Origin of the sequence: Nonomuraea cavernae, from assembly GCF_014646355.1 — a bacterium.
GTDB lineage: Bacteria > Actinomycetota > Actinomycetes > Streptosporangiales > Streptosporangiaceae > Nonomuraea > Nonomuraea cavernae.
Genome location: NZ_BMNH01000001.1, coordinates 763,531 through 780,099, shown reverse-complemented (window position 1 = coordinate 780,099; position 16,569 = coordinate 763,531). Strand labels below are relative to the sequence as shown.

The following is a 16,569-nucleotide window of genomic DNA, read 5'->3' as shown; positions in this document are numbered from 1 at the left end:
AGGCAGGTGGCACCGCGTCGGCCATATTCACGACGGGAGACCGGACACCGGCTTCCGTCCACCACATCGGGGATTGCAGCAAATGACACCGCGCTACTCGGCGGCACAGGCGGCCTGCGCCGCGTATCCGTCACTCGGCCTCACCGTCGGCAACACGCCGCTGACCCACATCCGCGAACCCGACGCCCAGGAAGGCCGGGGCTTCTGGGCCAAGCTGGAGGGGTTCAACCCGGGCGGCATCAAGGACCGCCCGGCCCTGCACATGATCCGCCAGGCCCGCGCCCGGGGCGAGCTCAAGCCCGGCGGCACGATCGTCGAGTCGACCAGCGGCACGCTCGGCCTCGGCCTGGCCCTGGCCGGCATCGTCTTCGGCCACCCGGTGGTCCTGGTGACCGACCCCGGCATGGAGCCGCTCATGTGCCGGCTGCTGACGTCGTACGGCGCGCAACTGGAGACGGTGCCCCGGCCGCACCCGGCGGGCGGCTGGCAGGAGGCCCGCCGGCTGCGCGTGGCGGAGCTGATGAGCCGGCTCCCCGACGCCTACTGCCCTGACCAGTATCACAACCCCGACAACGTCGGCGGCTACGCCGGGCTGGCCCACGAACTGCTCGGCCAGCTCGCCCGGATCGACGTGCTGGTCTGCTCGGTCGGCACCGGCGGACACAGCGCGGGCATCTCCCAGGTGCTCTACCAGCACTTCCCGCACCTGAAGCTGGTGGGCGTCGACACGGTCGGCTCGACCATCTTCGGCCAGCCGGCCCGGCCGCGGCTGATGCGCGGCCTCGGCAGCAGCATCTACCCGCGCAACGTCGCCTACGACGCCTTCGACGAGGTGCACTGGGTCAACGCGGGCGAGGCCGTGCACACCTGCCGCGCCCTGGCCGCCCGGCACTACGTCTCCGGCGGCTGGAGCACCGGCGCGGTCGCGCTGGTGGCCGGCTGGCTGGCCCGCACCGCCCCGGCGGACCGGCAGATCGTGGCCGTCTTCCCCGACGGGCCGTGGAGATACTGGAACACGATCTACGACGACGACTACTGCCGGGCCAACTCCCTGCTCGGGACCGTGCCCGAGGACGAGCCCGACCTGATGGAGACGCCCACCGAGCGCGAGGCGCGCCGCTGGACCCGCTGCGTCAACGTGGTCGACCCGCTGGAGGCCGGGCGGTGCTGAGCACGCTGCGGGAGTTCCGCTCCTTCGACCGGTCCGTCCAGGTGCTGCAGATCAACCAGGTCGGCATCAACCTCGGCTTCTACATGCTCATGCCGTATCTCGCCCAGCACCTGGCCGGGGGCGCGGGCCTGGCGACGTGGGCGATCGGGCTCGTCCTGGGGCTGCGCAACCTCAGCCAGCAGGGCATGTTCCTGGTCGGCGGCACCCTGTCGGACCGGCTCGGCCCGAAGCCGATGATCATGGCGGGGTGCGCGCTGCGCACGGTCGGCTTCGCGCTGTTCGGGCTGACGACCTCGCTGCCCGTGCTCATCCTGGCGGCGGTGCTGACGGGCCTGGCCGGGGCGCTGTTCAACCCGGCGGCCCGCGCCTGCCTGGCCCGCGAGGCCGGGGAGCGCAAGGTGGCCGCGTTCGCCGTGTTCAGCGCGTTCTACCAGGGCGGCATCCTGCTCGGCCCGATCGTCGGCGTGCTCCTGCTGGGCACCGGTTTCACCGTCGTGTGCCTGTCGGCCGCGGCGATCTTCGCGGCGCTGACCGTGCTCCAGTGGAGGTATCTGCCCGGCGGGCGCGGCGTGGCCGCCGGACAGCCGGTGTCGCGGGACTGGCGGCAGGCGTTCGGCGACCGGGCGTTCGTCTCCTTCGCGGCGGCGATGATCGCCTCGTACGGGCTGTCGTACCAGATGTATCTCGGGCTGCCGCTGGAGGTGCAGCGCGTCGGCGGCGGCGAGTGGGGCGTGACGGCGCTCTACGTGATCGCGGCGCTGCTCGGCATCGCCGGGCAGGTACGCCTGACCGCGTGGTGCGCCGCCCGCTGGACCAGGGGCCAGGCGATCATGCGGGGGCTTGGGCTCATGGGGCTGGCGTTCCTGCCGATGGCGCTGGCGGCGCACCTGCCCCTGCCCGCGCCGTGGGCCATGGCGCCCGTGGTCGGATGCTCGGTCCTGCTCACGGTCGGGACCCTGATGGCCTTCCCGTTCGAGATGGCGTTGATCGCCGACATGGCGGGAGACCGGCTGGTCGGCACCTACTACGGGCTCTACAACCTGCTGTCCGGTGTCGGCATCCTGGCCGGCAACCTGGTGGCCGGCGCCCTGGTCGACGTGGCCCGCGACTCCGGCTGGCCGGGCCTGCCATGGGCGCTCCTCGCCGTGGCCGGCCTCGCCTCGGCGGGGGCCGTCCGGCGCCTGGAGCGGCGCGACCGGCTGGCCGGCGCCGGTCGCGTGGCCGCCACCCCGTGACCCGGCACGCCGGAACGCTCGGCGGAGGGTGCCGTCCGCCGAGCGTCCCGTCACGTGTCAGTCGCGGGGGTCCCAGCCGTCGGTGTCGACGTCCAGGTTCAGTTCGCCGGCGATGTCGTCCCACTTGGTGAACTTGAAGTTCGTGTTCTCCCGGTCGACCACGGCGGGAGTGTTCTCGCCGTCGTGCGCGATGAACACACCTTCGTCGAAGTCGCCCAACGGCACGTTCAGCACGGTCGAGCCGTCGCTGTGCTCGACACCGTCGATGCCGTCGTGCTCCCCGACGCGGAACTGGCCGAGGTAGGCGTTGGCGCCCTCCTTGCGGTAGACGGCGAAGGTGTTGTCACCCTGGCTGGACGCCAGCAGGTAACCCTTGCGGTCGTCGCGGTAGTAGATGGTGAGGCCCTCGGCGTCGGCCGTCAGGCGCTGGCCGCCGTAGCCGGGGTCGGCGCCGGGCGTGCACTCCTCGGTCGCCGGGTCGTACGTGCCGGGCACGCCGAACTCACGGACCTTGTCGAGCAGCACCGGCGTGCCGGTGAGGTCGGCCCGCATCCGCCAGATGCCGACATCCTCCTGGGCGGCGTAGAGCACGTCGGTCTGCTGGTCGACGACCATGCCCTCGACCTGCGCGAGCTCGTCGGGCTCCATGCACGGGGCCCAGGTCTGGCCGTTCGGCAGGGTGAACGACGCGGGCAGGGTCAGTGTCCTGACGACCTGGTAGCCGACCTTGCCGGCCGGCTTGGCGACGAGCTTGACCAGGGCGATCGAGGTCTTGTGCCGGCGGCTGACGAGCGCGTACGTGCCGGTGGAGTCCTTCCAGGCGGCCAGGCCGTACGCCGTCTCCTGGTCGTTGACCTGCTCCTGGCTGGTGTTGAAGACGAACGGCACAGCGGGGTCGGTCACGTCGGTGAGGGCGCCGTTGCCGTCGACGGCGTAGAACCGGATCTGGTCCCGGCCACGGTCGGAGACGATCGCCAGGTCACGCGAGTTGAAACCGTAGGTGACGTCGACGTTGTTGAACCTCCCGGCCTCGTCGTCGGGGCCCGGAGCCGCGGGGGCCGCGAGATGCTGCCGCTGGACGCCGTCGAGGTCGTAGACGTAGAGACCGCCCTCCTTCGCGGTCGCGATCACCACGCTGCGGCGGGACCTGGTCGGATGGAGCCAGATGGCCGGATCGTCGCCGTTGGCGTTACCACCCGCTTCGTCGTCGAACAGCGCGGGGGTCTCCACCTCCGGGGTCACAGTGGCGATGGACTGTCCCGATGCTGGTGTGGCTAACACTCCTGCCAGGGCGAACACCATGGTCGCCAGGAAGGTCCTGGGCAGAGGGCGCATTGCGTCTCCTCGGTTCGGGGGGTGGGGGCACCTATCAAGGTAACTAGATATTTACGACGAGGCAACATTAAGTCCTTATGTCATGACATAAGGTTTTATGCGGGGGCGCGACTCGTACGGCCGGCACGTCCTCCTGACTCGTACGACCGGCACGTCCTTCCACCCGGCACGCCGCCGAACCGCTCGGATCACCCGTGGTTGACGCGCCAGAAGTCGGAGACCGTCTGACGGTTCTGGAGGTCGCCGAGCAGGCCCTTGGGATCGGTGTGGAAGAGCTGGCCCTGCCAGTCGGTCAGCCCCTCCGGGACGACCAGCGGCTTGACCGTGCTGTTGCCGGAGATGCCGCCCTCTCCGATCTCATGCTTGACGCCCTCCTCGGTCATGATGAAGTGGACGTACAGCTTGGCCGCGTTCGGATGCTTCGACTTGCCGGCGATCGCCACATACTTGGGATAGCTGAAGCCGGCGAACGGCACCATGCCCGAGCAGGTCGACTGGGTGTATCCCTTCTCCTCGTTGTTGCGGAACTTCGAGATCGACATGAAGCCGATCTTGGTGTCGGTGCTGCTGGGCGCGCCGACCGCGGCGGAGATGTCCTCGTCGGACCCGGTCAGCACCGGCTTGTTGGCCGCCATCCGCTTGACCCACTCGTAGGCGGCGCTCTTCTCCTTGGTCTCCAGCGGCTTGCCGTACTTCGCCTGGTAGGCCTGCTCCAGCGCCTGGCCGCCGTGCGCGTCCATCTGGGTGAAGAACGACAGCACGGTCGGTTTGCCCAGCGGGTCCTGCATGACCAGCTTGCCGGCCCATTCCTTCTCGGTGAGGTCCCAGATGTTCTTCACCGGGCAGCCGCCGGGCGACAGCTTGGTGTTGTAGGCGAAGATCGTGGCCTTCGACAGCGCCAGCAGGGGGTTCTGGTCGTCGGCCGGGATCTGGTCCTTGAGGTCGGCGGGCACCCAGGTCTGCGCCACACCCTGCGGGATCAGCTGGCCGACCAGCACTCCCCCGTCCTCGTACATCGCCGCGTCGATGGTGACGTTGTCCGCGGCGTGCTCCCTGGTCATCTTCTCGGCCGTCTGCGGGGTGTCGGACTTCACCCCTTCCATCGCGATGCCGTACTTGGCGGTGAACGCCTTGGCCACTTCCTCGATGTCGCCGCTGGAGTCGTAGACCAGGAGCTTGCCCTCCTTCTTCGCGGCCGCGACCAGCGCGTCCAGGTTGAAGTCCGCATCGAGGGAGGCGCTGGGCAGCGGCTTGGCCGCCGTGTTGTCCGAGGGGGCGACGGCGCTCGTGGAGGGTGCGCAGGCGGCGACGGCCAGGGCCAGCAGCGACACGGAAATGAGATTGCGGGTACGCCTCACGATGGCGTCACTCCTCTTGCTTCTCGGGGGATGGTGTGCGTCGCCCAGAGCCCCGAGTGGGCACCGCAGTGCGCCTAACGATGAACGTCACGTGAACATTTTGTCAAGACATACTTACCTTTCTGGGCGAGTCTCGGCCCGCTCGGCGAGCGAAGCCCCTGCCCACCGCTCACCTTGGCCCAAATTAAACTTGTCGTCCTTATGTCTGGACAAATCATTGACGTTCATCTGATGTTCATCTAGAACTGGAGGCACCTGGACAAGGAGACATCATGCGCGATCGGCGGCTCCATCCGTGATGGGATGGCCCCTCGCGTTCGGAGCGGCTGCGATCCTCTTCGTGCTGATCAGCGGTGCCAACGACGGCGCCACGCTCATCGGCCTCGGCCTCAGGTTCCCCCACTCCCCGGGCTGGACCGTCGCGGCGCTCCTCGCGGTCGTGCTCTTCGCCGGGCCGTACGTGCTGGGCATGACGGTCGCGCGAACCTTCACCGAGCGGCTGGCGGGGCTGGGGACGGCCGGCGGCGCGGTGGCGTTCCTGTCAGGAGTGCTGATCGCGGTGGTCGTGGTCGCGGTCCTGAGCGGCAGAGGGCTGCCGACGAGTCTGACGCTCGCGGTCATCGGCGGCATCAGCGGAGCGGGGCTCGGCGCCGGTCTCCCGGTCTCGTGGTCGGCCCTGGGCACCGTGCTGGCGATCGGCGCCGGCGCTCCCCTGGTCGGGCTGGTCCTGGGCTACCTGCTGGGGGCCATGTCGCGCCGGGTGCCCTCCCACCGCCGGATGCCGCGGCTCCTGCTCGGCGCCCACCTGCTGGCCTACGCCGCCCAGTGCGTGGCCTACGCGGTGAACGACGGCCAGAAGATGATCGCGGTGGTGAGCGTCGCCTACGGCGTCGACCGCGACGGGCTGGGCGGGGTCGGCCGCGTCTCGGTCCCGCCGGCCTGGATGGCCGCCCTGGTGCTGATCTTCCTCGCCGGAGCGCTGACCAGCCTGACCCGCGTCGGGGAACGGCTCGGCCGCGGCCTGGTCCTCACCCGGCCGTTGCACATCGTCTCGGCCGAGACCGCGGCCACCGGCGCCGTCCTCGGCAGCTCGGCGCTCGGGAGCCCGGTCAGCATGACGCAGTCCATAACAGCGGGGGTCGTCGGCGTGGCGACCAGCGAAGGAGCCAGGAGGGTGCGATGGCAGGGCGTCCTGAACGTGGGTATGGCCTGGCTGCTCACGCTGCCGTCGTCGATGGCGCTGGGCTGCCTGGCCGGGCTCGCGCTGAGGCTGCTGTGAGGACTTCCGACGGCCGCCTCCGGCGGATCGCCCGAGCCTGGGACGACCTGCGCGGCGGATCGGGACGGCGGATCGTCGGCCTGGTCCGCGCCCAGATCACCGTCGTACGGGCGGGCGCCGTGCTGGCCCACTCGACCTCGTCCGGCGCCGTCGAGCGCTCGGCCGCCCGCCTCCGGATGACGGAGATCGAGCACGAGGGCGACGCGGCGCGGGCCGAGCTCGTGCGGGTGCTGCGGCGCGTGCTCGTGACCCCCATAGACAGGGAGGACCTGTTCCGGCTCTCCCGCTCGGTGGACGACGTGCTGGACCACCTGCGCGACTACGTCCGGGAGAGCGACATGTTCGGGCCCGGTGACCTCTCGTTCGCGGCCGAGCCGCTGCGGGCGGTGATCGACGGCCTCGACGAGCTGGAGAACGCCGTGGTGAAGATGATCGACGATCCCGGCTCGGTCACCGTGGCCGTCCTGGCCACCCGCAAGGCCTGCAGCCGGGTCCGCCAGCTCTACCAGACCAGGCTCACGGAGCTGTTCGCCGGATCACTGGAGATGGACACGCTGCGCGAGCGTGAGCTGCTGTCACGTCTCGACGCGGTGGGCCGGCGGCTGGGCGAGGCCGCCGACGCGCTCGCCGACGCGATGCTCAAACGAAGCCACTGAGAGAACGACCGCGCGCCTCGCGGCGCTCCTCGTGACCCCCCGAAGGAAGTACCGATGGCTCTTCTCACCAAGGCGGAGACGCCGCCGCCCCCACCGAGACGGCGCAGACTGGTGTACCGGCTCCGGGTGCTGCGCCACGACCCCACCGCGGCACTCGGCCTGATCCTCGTCGCCCTGCTCGCCTACCTCGTCGTGGCGCCACTGGTCGCGGTCGTGTCGGACGCGTTCCGGCTGCAGTACGGCGACCAGGTGCACGCCGGGCAACAGCCGGGCGAATGGACCGGCTACTACCTGTGGCGGGTGTTCCGCTCCCAGATCAGCGGCCTGCTGTTCTGGGAGCCGCTGCTCAACACGCTGGTCGTCGCCGTGGGCACCGTGGTGTTCGCGGTGGTCGTCGGAGGCGGCATGGCCTGGCTGGTGACCAGGACCAACGTGCCGGGCCGCAAGTGGCTCGCCGGTGCGCTGGTGGTGCCGTACATGCTGCCGTCGTGGACGTTCTCACTGGCCTGGCTGTCGCTGTTCAAGAACGAGCGCGCCGGCGGACAGGTCGGATTCCTGCAGGCCATGGGCATCCGGACCCCCGACTCGCTCGCGTACGGCGCGGTCCCGATCATCATCACCCTGGGGCTGCACTACTACCCGTTCGTCCTGCTCCTGGTCGGAAACGCGCTGCGCCGCATCGACGCGCAACTGGAGGACTCCGCCCGCATCCTCGGGGCCCCGCAGCGGACCGTGATCCGCAGGATCGTGGCACCCCTTATGCTTCCGGCGCTGTCCTCGGCCGTGCTGCTGGTGATCGGCCGCGTGCTCGGCACGTTCGGCACGCCCTACGTCCTCGGCCTGCCGGCCGACTTCCGGGTGCTGTCGACAGGGCTCTACCAGTCGATCCGGGACCGCAGCACCGGAGTGGCCTCCGTGCTGGCCACCGTCATCGTGATCATCGGCATCCTGATCGTCTTCACCGACAGCCGGCTGATGCGCGAGCACCGCCGGTTCGTCACCGTGGGCGGCAAGGGCGCGATGGACCGGCTGGGCGACCTGCGCCGCTGGCGCTGGCCCGCCTTCGCGCTCGGCCTGCTGGTCTTCGTCCTGAGCGTGCTGGTCCCGGTGTTGACGCTGCTGCTGTCGACGGTCACCCGGACACCTCTGGACCTGTCGACGTTCACCCTCGACTTCTGGCTGGCCGAACGGCTGCCCGGAGCGGTCGGCTTCCCGCATGGCGTCTTCCGCGGGTCCGAGCTGTGGACCGCGGCCTGGAACTCGCTCCGCATCGTCGGCCTGGCCTCGCTGATCTGCGCGCTGTGCGGGCTGCTGATCGGTTACGTCGTGGTGCGCGGCAGCGCGCCCCGCATCGCCGGGTTCCTCCGGCAGGTCTCCTTCCTGCCCTACCTCATCCCCGGCATCGCGTTCGCCGCCGCCTCGCTGTCGCTGTTCGCCGTCGCCCGGGGGCCCGTCCCCGCGTTGTACGGGACGACGTTCCTGCTGATCCTGGTGATGGCCGTGACGCACCTGCCGTACAGCTCACGCTCGGGCATCGCGGCGATGATGCAGCTCGGCCGTGAGCCGGAGGAGGCCGCGCAGATCGCCGGCGCCTCCTGGTGGCAGCGGATGCGGCGGATCATCTTCCCGATCCAGAAGGGCGCCCTCGTCACCGGGATCGTGCTGCCCTTCATCTCCGGGCTCAAGGAGCTCAGCATCGTGATCATGCTGACCACCACCGGCACGGAACTGCTCACCACCCTGTCGATCGGCCTCGTGGACTACGGATACACCCAGCTCGCCAACGCGGTCGTGCTCGTGATCGCCTTGGTCTCCTTCACCATGACCTACCTGACCCAGCGGCTGACCAAGAGCAGCCTGGCGTCCGGCCTTGGAGGATAGATGCCGAACATCACCCTGAGCGGAGTCGCCAAAAGCTACGGCGGTGGCGACTACGCCGTGAAGAACCTCGACCTGACCGTGCCCGACGGCGCGTTCATGTGCCTGCTCGGCCCCTCCGGCTGTGGCAAGACCACCACGCTGCGCATGATCGCCGGTCTCGAACAGCCCAGCGCGGGCACCATCGCCGTCGGCGACCGGATCCTCGACTCCGTCGAGCGCGGCCTCTACGTGCCGCCGGAGAAGCGCGACATGGGGCTGGTCTTCCAGAACTACGCCCTCTGGCCACACCTGTCCGTGCGCGAGAACGTCGAGTTCGGGCTGCGCATGCGCAAGGTGCCCGCCCCCGAGCGGCGGGCCAGGGCTGCCGCCGCGCTGAAGATGGTGCACGTCGACGCCGCCATGGAGCGCTACCCCTCCCAGCTGTCCGGCGGGCAGCAGCAGCGGGTCGCGCTGGCCAGGATGCTCGCGATCAACCCCACGGTGCTACTGCTCGACGAGCCGCTGTCCAACCTCGACGCCCGCCTCCGCCTGGAGATGCGGGCCGAGCTCAAGCGCATTCACGACGAGTCCGGCGCGACCATCGTCTTCGTCACGCACGACCAGTTGGAGGCCCTCACCATGGCCACCGACATCGCGGTCATGAACGAGGGCGAGCTGCAGCAACTGGCCGCTCCGATGGAGTTGTACGCCAGGCCCGCCAACCGGTTCGTCGCCGAGTTCGTCGGCAGCCCGCCGATGGCGATCGTCGACGTCGGCGCCGCCCCCACGGGACTGGCCGGCTCACTGCTGCGCTTCGTCGAGTCCCGCGCCGCCGGATGCGCTCCGGCCGGCATCGGCATCCGGCCGGAGGCACTGCGCCTCGACCCGCCGCCCGATGCCGCCTGGTCCGAGGAGGCGCTGGTCGAGGCCGTGTTACCGGCCGGCTCCTCATGGACCGTACGGCTGCGCATCCTGGACGCCGAGCTGTACGCGCTGTCGTACACGCCGGTCGAAGCCGAGCCCGGCGACACGCTGACCTGCTGGACCGACCAGATGCACCTGTTCGGCGAGGGCGGCGACCGGATCTCGTCCTGGGACAGGACGAAGGTCGGCGCGTGATCCGGCCGAAGGCGCTGCTCCTCGACTTCGGCGGCGTGATGGTGGAGAGCGTGAAGCGCCCGTCGTGGGGGGCGGAGCTCGCCAGCGAGGTGCACGACCGCCTCGGCAGGGCCGGCTTCCACGGTCTCACCGTCGAGGAGGTCGAGAGCGACATCCGGGCGGGCGCCCGCGCCGACACGTACTGGAAGGACTCGACCTCCAGGCAGTTCGCCCCCGAGGAGATGACGCACCGCCGGTTCTGGGCCGACTTCGTGGCCGGAGACTGGCCGGAGCAGGCGCGGGCGCTGGTGATCGCCGAGGCGACACCACTGTGCGCGCGGATGGGCGAGTTGCGCGGCGACCGCAAGACCCGCCCCGGCACGGAGGAGCTCCTGGCGGCGTGCTGGTCGCGCGGTGTCACACCCGGGGTCGTCAGCAACGCCCTCTGCGGAGCCGTCCACCGTGACTATCTCGCCCGCACCGGCCTCGACCGTCAGGTGGCGGTGCAGGTCTACAGCGACGAGGTCGGCGTCCGCAAGCCCAATCCGGAGATGATCTGGATCGCCTGCCGGGCCCTCGGCGTCGATCCCGCCGACACCTGGTACGTCGGCGACAACTACGACCGGGACGTGGTCTGCGGGGCCCGCGCCCAGGTGGGAGCCACCGTCCTGATGGTCTCCCGGAGCACGGACAAGATCCCTTACAAGGTACGGCAGAGCCCTCAGGCGACCGTCGAGGATCCGCGCGGCCTTCTGAACCTCCTGGAGGAGACATGGACCTGAACGGCTCGCGTGAGCTGGCGGCCATCGCGTCCGAAGCGGCCCGATCGGTCGGCGACCAGCTGAGGGACGCCTTCCGGTCCCGGCCCGCCGTCCAGACCAAGCGCGACTTCCACGACCCCGTGACCGAGCACGACAGGGCGGCCGAGGAGCGCATCCGGGAGGTCCTGACCCGCCTGTGCCCCGGCAGCGTGGTGGAGGGCGAGGAGGACGGGGTGCGGGGCGAGGGCGACCTCCGCTGGTACGTCGACCCCATCGACGGCACCGCGAACTTCGCCGCCGGCCTGCCGTTCTTCTGCACCTCGATCGGGGTGGCGGTGGACGGCGCGGTGGTGGCCGGCGTCGTCTACGACCCGGTCCGCGACGACGAGTTCACCGCCTCGCTCGACGGCGCCCGCTGCAACGGGGAGCCGATCCGCAGCCGGGGCGCGCGCGTGGATCGGGAGGCGGTGCTGCTGTCGAGCTATCCCACCCCGCGCGATCTCGCCGCGGAGGGCGACGCGGCCCTGCGCAGGTTCGGCCGGATGGTCAACGCCTTCGCCAGCACGCGCCGTCCCGGGAGCGCGGCTCTGAAACTGGCGCACGTCGCGGCCGGCTGGTCCGACGTCGCGTACGGCACGCACGTCAACCCCTGGGACGTGGCGGCCGGCTCGCTGCTGGTCGAACAGGCCGGAGGCGTCTACATCCCGCTGTCCGGCAGCGTCTTCACGCCCGGAGGCTACCTGGCCTGCGTGGGCGGCTTCGACCTCGCGGGGTCCGTGATGGCCGAGGTCGCCACGGTGAGGAGTGCCTCGTGATCCGCTGGATCGTCACCGATCTGGACGGGACCCTCGTCGGACGCGATCTGGTCATGGTGCCCGCCAGCCGCCGGGCGCTGCGCCGTTTCCTCGCCGCGGGCGGGGAGGTGTTCATCGCGACCGGACGGATGGAGGCGTCGGCCCGTCCCTTCTACGACGAGCTGGGCCTTTCCGGGGAGGCGATCCTCTACAACGGCGCCCGGACCGTCGACCTCGGCACCGGATCCGTGCTGCGCTCGCGCCACCTGCCTCCGGCCGCCTGGAAGTCACTGCTCGGCCTGTTCGACGAGCTTCCGCGCGGCGTCTATCCGGTGGTGTTCTCCGGTGAGGAGGCCCTGGCGACGCACGACGTGCCCGAGTTGCGGCGTTTCGCGCAGCGTGACGGGATCCGGCTGCGGCATCCGGGCGACTGGTCCACCCTGCCGCCCGGCGAGATCACCAAGTGCATGCTGATCGGAGCTCCCCTGCCCAGCCTGGACATCCCGGAGACGACCCTCGTCCGATCCGAGGCCACCTACCTGGAGGTTCTCCCCCCGGGCGCGACCAAGGGCGCGGCGCTGCGCGAGCTGGCTGTGTCCCGGGGCGTGCCGCTGACGCAGGTCGCCGCCATCGGCGACAACCCCAACGACCTCGACATGATCGAAACCGCCGGGCTCGGGGTCGCGGTCGGGGACGGCCATCCCGACGTCCGGGCCGCGTCCGACGTCGTCGTCGGCGCCTGCGCGGACGGCGCCGTCGCCGACCTGGTGGAGCTGGCCCTGTCGTAGTCCCGTCATGGGGTCGAATCTGACGAGATCGCGTCAGATACCGGCTCAGTTCCTGGTTCCGGCGCCGGTCGGCTCTCTAAGGTGCAAGCCATGCACCCCGACCCGCCCGGTGGAGCGACGGCCGTCGTCACCGACCTGACCTCCTATCCCGTCAAGGGATGCGCCGGCATCCCGGTGACCGAGACGCTCGTGACGGCGGCCGGCCTCGCGCACGACCGCAGCTTCATGGTGACCGGCGAGGACGGCGTGTTCCGCAGCCAGCGACGCGATCCGCGACTCGCCACCATCCGCCCCACGATCGACGCGGAGGGCGACCGGCTCACGCTCCGGGCGCCGGCCTTCGAGGCGCTGACCGTCCAGGTGGACGTGCGTGGCGCCCGGCGCGACGTGCTGATGTTCGGCGACCCGTACAAGGGGATCGACCAGGGGCGGGCCGCGGCCGAGTGGCTGTCCGACGTGCTGGGCGCGCCGAGCAGGCTGGTACGGGTGCCGCCCGAGCACGACCGGGTGACCGGCGGCTGGATCCCGGGCAGGCCCGGCTACGCCGACAGCGGCGCGGTGCACCTCGTCTCCGAGGCGACGCTCGCGTTGCTCAACCAGCGGCTCGCCGACGGTGACGCGGCGCTGCCGATGGCCCGCTTCCGTCCCAACATCGTCGTCGGCGGGTGGACCCGACCGCACCAGGAGGACCTGGTCCGGCGGCTGCGCATCGGCGACACCGGGCTCGGGTACGCCAAGCTCGCCATCCGGTGCGCCGTCACCATGGTCGACCAGGAGAGCGGCGGCAAGGTGGGGCCGGAGCCCATCCGCACCCTCGCCACCTATCGCCGCACCGCCGGCGGCGGGGTCGCGTTCGGCGTGAAACTCTCCGTCGTACGGACCGGCAAGCTCGCCGTCGGCGACGAGGTCGTCGTCGAGTCCTGGGGCGAGCCGGAGCTCCAGGCGCCGTGAGTCACACCCCTGCCGCGCGGGCGGATCTCCCGGTGAAGTGCTCAGGTCGACCGGTGGAGCAGGCTCCGGACCTCCGCCAGCAGATCGACCTGAGCCCGCCAGTCACCGCCCGAGATCCCGATGACCGCGTGCCGCGCCCCGGCGTCGCGGTAGGCGGCCAGCCTCTCGGCCGCCTTCTCCGGATGACCGGTGAGCGGGATCTCGGTGACCTCCTCCAGCGGGCGACCATAGGCACTCGCGATGCCCGAGGCGATCTCCTCCCGGGACGGCAGACCCGGCCCGGATCCCAGAGCGCCGGCACCTCCGATCGCGATGACCGGCGCGGGCCGGCCGTGCTCGGCGGCCAGCTCGGCGAGCCGCGCCCCGCCCTTGGCGACCTCGGCGGGGGAGATCAGGGAGGGGAACCAGCCGTCCGCCAGCCGCGCCGCCCGCTGGATCGCCACGCCGGAGGCGTTGCCCACCCACACCGGCGGCATCGCCACGGCGGGCGCCAGCTCGACGACCGGCTCGCCCGGCTCGTCCCGCAGCCGGGTCTTCTCGCCCGCCAGCAGTCGGGGAAGCAGCTCAAGAGCGGTGTCGGTGCGTCCGCCGCGCTCACCGTAGGGCACTCCGGCGGCGGCCCACTGCGCGGGCCCGCCACCCGAGCCCACCCCCAGCACGAGGCGGTCGCGGGACACATACTGCAGGGTCGCGATCTGCTTGGCGACCCAGGCGACGGGCCTGATCGCGGGGACGAACACGCTGGCGCCGATCCTGACCCGGCCGGTGGCCGCGGCGGCGGTGGCCAGGGCGATCGACACGTCGAGCACCGGCCCGCCGACCGCCAGATGGTCGCCGTGCCACACACCGTCGAGCCCGGCGTCTTCGGCATGCCGAGCGGCCTCTCGCAGGTCGATGCCATCGCGACGTTGGACGGCGATGCCAGGCAGGATGACGCCGATCTCGAAGCTCTCCATGGGCACAGCATGCGACCTCAAGCCAGGTTGAGGTCAACATGGGCACAGCGCGCGACCTCAAGCCAGGTTGAGGTCAACGTGCGGGTCGGGGCCCGGGCGCGCCCGAGGGTCGGCCCCGACCGCGTGACCAAGACCGGCCGTTGCCGCCGGCCGGGTCGCAGGTCCTGACCGTTGTGCCCCCGGTCGTCGCCGCCGACCGTGCGGCAGGCCCGACCGCCGCACCGCACGGCCGTTTGCCGCCGACCGTGCGGCACGGCGGTCAGGAGGTGCCGCCGAAGTCGACCTCCTTGGTCTCGACCGTCCCGGCCGTCCGCCCCGGTGCCGCCTGGAAACGCCAGTAGAGGTTGGTGTGCGCGATGACCTGCTCCACCGGCGGCGCCCCCCACGCCGTCTTGTCCTGGGCCGTGTGGGCGTCGCCAACCAGGATCGCGTCGTATCCCCTGGTGAACGCGCCATGCAGCGTCGATCGGATGCACGCGTCGGTCTCCGCTCCGGCGACGACGAGCCGGCCGACCCCGAGGCCCGACAGGACGGTCTCCAGGGTGGTGTCCTCGAAGGAGTCGCCGTAGGACTTCTCGACGAGCGGCTCGGCGTCGCCCGGAGCCAACTCGGGAACGATCCGCCATTCGACGCTCCCTCTCACGAGCTCCTCGTCGAAGTGCTGCACCCAGACGACCGGAACCCCTTCGCGCCGTGCCGTCTCGACCAGGCTGCCGATGTTGGCCACGACCGCGTCGCGCTCGTAGGCGCCCTCGACGACGGCGTTCTGCACATCGACCACGAGCAGCGCGGTGTGGGGGCGGTTCTCGAGAGTGGTCATGGTCTCCCCTTGATGATCCGGTGTCCACCCACCGTAGACGGCCCCACCGACAACGAGCGGGTCGGTCACTCCTGGCGTCCCAGCGGGCCGAACACCACGTCCTTCTCCTGCCGCAGGACCTGGCCTCCCGTGCCGTACGCGGTCACCGTGACCGGCGGCGAGTCCAGAATCGTGAGCGGCTCACCCAGCGCGTCCTCGCGTCCGCGTGGATCCGGGACCGACTTCCCGGGCACCCGGGCGATGAAGAACCCGTTGCTCACCCGCGCGTCCGTCCGCCTCCCGTCCGCCCAGTCGATCTCGACCCGGCGCACCTCGGCGGTCACCCGGCCGGCCACGACCCGGTAGGGCTCATCCCTCTGCAGCCGTTCCGGCCCCACAGCGTACGAATGCGTCTGCACGGTGTAGGCGTCCACCCGGAGACCGTCTGAGATGTCCGGCAGATTCCCCGGGGCCTCGAATCCCCAGTAGGTGAACACCGCACGCTCCGCGAACTCGGGCTGCGTGGTCGGCGTACAAAGGACGAAGCCGGACTCGCTGCCGACCAGAGCGGTCGACCCGCCCTGGTCCCGGTACTCCGCCAGCAGCCGGAAGTCCCGCACGGCGCCGTGCTCGGAGATGCGCCGCTCGCCGTCCATGTTGTGGACCGGCCCCCCCTTGGGCATGCACTCGCGGACGGCCCGCAGTTGCTCAGGGGTGTTGTCCGGCAACGTCGCCACACCCGCCGCCGTGTGCCCGCCGGGTCCGCCGAAGGCGCCCGTGACCACTACCGCGACCACCGAGGCGGCCGCCACGAGTCCGGCGATCGACCACGACAGGCGCCGTCGCCGGATCGAGCCGGCCCGTGCCCGCCTGACGTAGGCGAGCGCGTCCACGGGTCCCGCCTCCTCGGCCATCAGTCGCAGCTCTCCGGCGATCCGCTGTTCGTCGACGGTCATCTCAGGCCTCCAGGGTGATGGTCTCGCCGACCAGCTCGCGCAACCGGGCGACGGCTTGGTGGGTCTGGCTGCGCACGGTCCCCACCGAGCAGCCCATGATCTTGGCGACCTCGGACTCCGGGAGGTCCTCGTAGTAGCGCAACACCAGGACCGCCCGCTTACGCGCGGGCAGGGAACGCAGCGCCTGGGCCAGGGTGAGGCGCGTATCGACCTCACCGGTCCGGTCCTGCGAGACGCTTTCGGGGGGCGTCTGGACCACGCGTTCACGGCCCCAGCGCGGACTTCGCCAGCGACCGACCTGGTCGCGGTACATGACCTGGCGCACGTACGCCTCAGGACTGTCGCGGATCCGTCGCCAGTGCGCGGCGGTCTTGGTCAGCGCCGTCTGCAGCAGGTCCTCGGCGGTGTGCTGGTCATTGGTCAGGACGTAGGCGAGCCTGATCAGACTGTCGGAGCGGGTGGCGACGAACTCGGTGAAATCTCGATGCTGGTCGGGGTGCACAAGGTTCTCCTCGGGTCTCATCCGCTTAGATGCGGACAAGCCCGTGGATCTATGGCGTCGATCTCGGACT

16 protein-coding genes are annotated in these 16,569 nt (G+C 70.9%); 10 read left to right on the top strand and 6 right to left on the bottom strand.

The window, feature by feature from the left end; translation table 11 throughout:
• Positions 1-82: 82 nt before the first annotated feature.
• The gene (locus tag IEY82_RS03645; RefSeq protein WP_189122453.1) at positions 83-1,171 is read left to right on the top strand and encodes a PLP-dependent cysteine synthase family protein; all 1,089 of its coding nucleotides are present in this window, start codon (positions 83-85) and stop codon (positions 1,169-1,171) included.
• Complete coding sequence (locus tag IEY82_RS03640; protein ID WP_189122452.1) at positions 1,165-2,406, top strand: MDR family MFS transporter; 1,242 nt, start codon at positions 1,165-1,167, stop codon at positions 2,404-2,406. The genes IEY82_RS03645 and IEY82_RS03640 overlap by 7 nt, the downstream gene beginning before the upstream one ends.
• A 57-nt stretch (positions 2,407-2,463) precedes the next feature.
• On the opposite strand, the gene IEY82_RS03635 is transcribed toward IEY82_RS03640, so the two are convergent.
• Together IEY82_RS03635 and IEY82_RS03630 are read right to left on the bottom strand one after the other, a co-directional pair.
• The gene (locus IEY82_RS03635) at positions 2,464-3,741 is read right to left on the bottom strand and encodes a phytase (RefSeq protein ID WP_189122451.1); all 1,278 of its coding nucleotides are present in this window, start codon (positions 3,739-3,741) and stop codon (positions 2,464-2,466) included.
• A 188-nt stretch (positions 3,742-3,929) separates the two neighbouring features.
• A complete protein-coding gene (locus IEY82_RS03630) occupies positions 3,930-5,072 on the bottom strand; it encodes an ABC transporter substrate-binding protein (RefSeq protein WP_225262102.1) in 1,143 nt (380 codons plus the stop codon).
• Between the two features lie 367 nt (positions 5,073-5,439).
• Between IEY82_RS03630 and IEY82_RS03625 the strand changes: the two genes are divergently transcribed.
• From IEY82_RS03625 to IEY82_RS03590, 8 genes are all read left to right on the top strand, one after another.
• The gene (locus IEY82_RS03625; protein ID WP_189122449.1) at positions 5,440-6,378 is read left to right on the top strand and encodes an inorganic phosphate transporter; all 939 of its coding nucleotides are present in this window, start codon (positions 5,440-5,442) and stop codon (positions 6,376-6,378) included.
• Complete coding sequence (locus IEY82_RS03620; protein ID WP_225262100.1) at positions 6,375-7,034, top strand: DUF47 domain-containing protein; 660 nt, start codon at positions 6,375-6,377, stop codon at positions 7,032-7,034. The genes IEY82_RS03625 and IEY82_RS03620 overlap by 4 nt, the downstream gene beginning before the upstream one ends.
• A gap of 54 nt (positions 7,035-7,088) precedes the next feature.
• Positions 7,089-8,915: an ABC transporter permease gene (locus IEY82_RS03615; RefSeq protein ID WP_189122447.1), complete on the top strand. Its 1,827-nt coding sequence runs from the start codon at positions 7,089-7,091 to the stop codon at positions 8,913-8,915.
• On the top strand, positions 8,916-10,013 hold the full coding sequence (locus IEY82_RS03610) for an ABC transporter ATP-binding protein (protein WP_189122446.1): 1,098 nt from the start codon (positions 8,916-8,918) through the stop codon (positions 10,011-10,013). It begins immediately after the preceding gene.
• The gene (locus tag IEY82_RS03605) at positions 10,010-10,774 is read left to right on the top strand and encodes an HAD family hydrolase (RefSeq protein WP_189122445.1); all 765 of its coding nucleotides are present in this window, start codon (positions 10,010-10,012) and stop codon (positions 10,772-10,774) included. The genes IEY82_RS03610 and IEY82_RS03605 overlap by 4 nt, the downstream gene beginning before the upstream one ends.
• Positions 10,765-11,568, top strand: coding sequence for an inositol monophosphatase family protein (locus IEY82_RS03600; protein WP_189122444.1), 804 nt, complete (start codon positions 10,765-10,767; stop codon positions 11,566-11,568). Before IEY82_RS03605 ends, IEY82_RS03600 begins: the two co-directional genes overlap by 10 nt.
• Positions 11,565-12,335, top strand: a complete 771-nt coding sequence (locus tag IEY82_RS03595) for an HAD family hydrolase (RefSeq protein WP_225262098.1) — start codon at positions 11,565-11,567, stop codon at positions 12,333-12,335. The genes IEY82_RS03600 and IEY82_RS03595 overlap by 4 nt, the downstream gene beginning before the upstream one ends.
• 90 nt (positions 12,336-12,425) lie before the next feature.
• The gene (locus IEY82_RS03590) at positions 12,426-13,286 is read left to right on the top strand and encodes an MOSC domain-containing protein (RefSeq protein WP_189122443.1); all 861 of its coding nucleotides are present in this window, start codon (positions 12,426-12,428) and stop codon (positions 13,284-13,286) included.
• A 41-nt stretch (positions 13,287-13,327) separates the two neighbouring features.
• Here the strand turns inward: IEY82_RS03590 and IEY82_RS03585 are convergent, their stop codons facing one another.
• The 4 genes from IEY82_RS03585 to IEY82_RS03570 all read right to left on the bottom strand — a co-directional run bounded on the left by IEY82_RS03585 (position 13,328) and on the right by IEY82_RS03570 (position 16,499).
• Positions 13,328-14,242: an LLM class flavin-dependent oxidoreductase gene (locus IEY82_RS03585; protein WP_189122442.1), complete on the bottom strand. Its 915-nt coding sequence runs from the start codon at positions 14,240-14,242 to the stop codon at positions 13,328-13,330.
• 259 nt (positions 14,243-14,501) lie between these two features.
• Positions 14,502-15,062 (bottom strand): isochorismatase family protein, encoded by a 561-nt coding sequence (locus tag IEY82_RS03580; protein WP_189122441.1) that lies wholly within the window; start codon positions 15,060-15,062, stop codon positions 14,502-14,504.
• A gap of 65 nt (positions 15,063-15,127) precedes the next feature.
• Positions 15,128-15,997, bottom strand: coding sequence for a hypothetical protein (locus IEY82_RS03575; RefSeq protein ID WP_189122440.1), 870 nt, complete (start codon positions 15,995-15,997; stop codon positions 15,128-15,130).
• A gap of 1 nt (position 15,998) precedes the next feature.
• Entirely contained in the window at positions 15,999-16,499 is a 501-nt protein-coding gene (locus IEY82_RS03570; protein WP_189122439.1) for a SigE family RNA polymerase sigma factor, read from the bottom strand.
• Positions 16,500-16,569: the final 70 nt, after the last annotated feature.

Excerpts from the sequence above, each read along its gene's own strand:
- IEY82_RS03645 (WP_189122453.1), top strand. The coding sequence starts at position 83 with ATGACACCGCGCTACTCGGCGGCACAGGCGGCCTGCGCCGCGTATCCG.
- IEY82_RS03635 (WP_189122451.1), bottom strand. The coding sequence starts at position 3,741 with ATGCGCCCTCTGCCCAGGACCTTCCTGGCGACCATGGTGTTCGCCCTG.
- IEY82_RS03615 (WP_189122447.1), top strand. The coding sequence starts at position 7,089 with ATGGCTCTTCTCACCAAGGCGGAGACGCCGCCGCCCCCACCGAGACGG.
- IEY82_RS03610 (WP_189122446.1), top strand. The coding sequence starts at position 8,916 with ATGCCGAACATCACCCTGAGCGGAGTCGCCAAAAGCTACGGCGGTGGC.
- IEY82_RS03600 (WP_189122444.1), top strand. The coding sequence starts at position 10,765 with ATGGACCTGAACGGCTCGCGTGAGCTGGCGGCCATCGCGTCCGAAGCG.
- IEY82_RS03590 (WP_189122443.1), top strand. The coding sequence starts at position 12,426 with ATGCACCCCGACCCGCCCGGTGGAGCGACGGCCGTCGTCACCGACCTG.
- IEY82_RS03585 (WP_189122442.1), bottom strand. The coding sequence starts at position 14,242 with ATGGAGAGCTTCGAGATCGGCGTCATCCTGCCTGGCATCGCCGTCCAA.
- IEY82_RS03580 (WP_189122441.1), bottom strand. The coding sequence starts at position 15,062 with ATGACCACTCTCGAGAACCGCCCCCACACCGCGCTGCTCGTGGTCGAT.
- IEY82_RS03575 (WP_189122440.1), bottom strand. The coding sequence starts at position 15,997 with ATGACCGTCGACGAACAGCGGATCGCCGGAGAGCTGCGACTGATGGCC.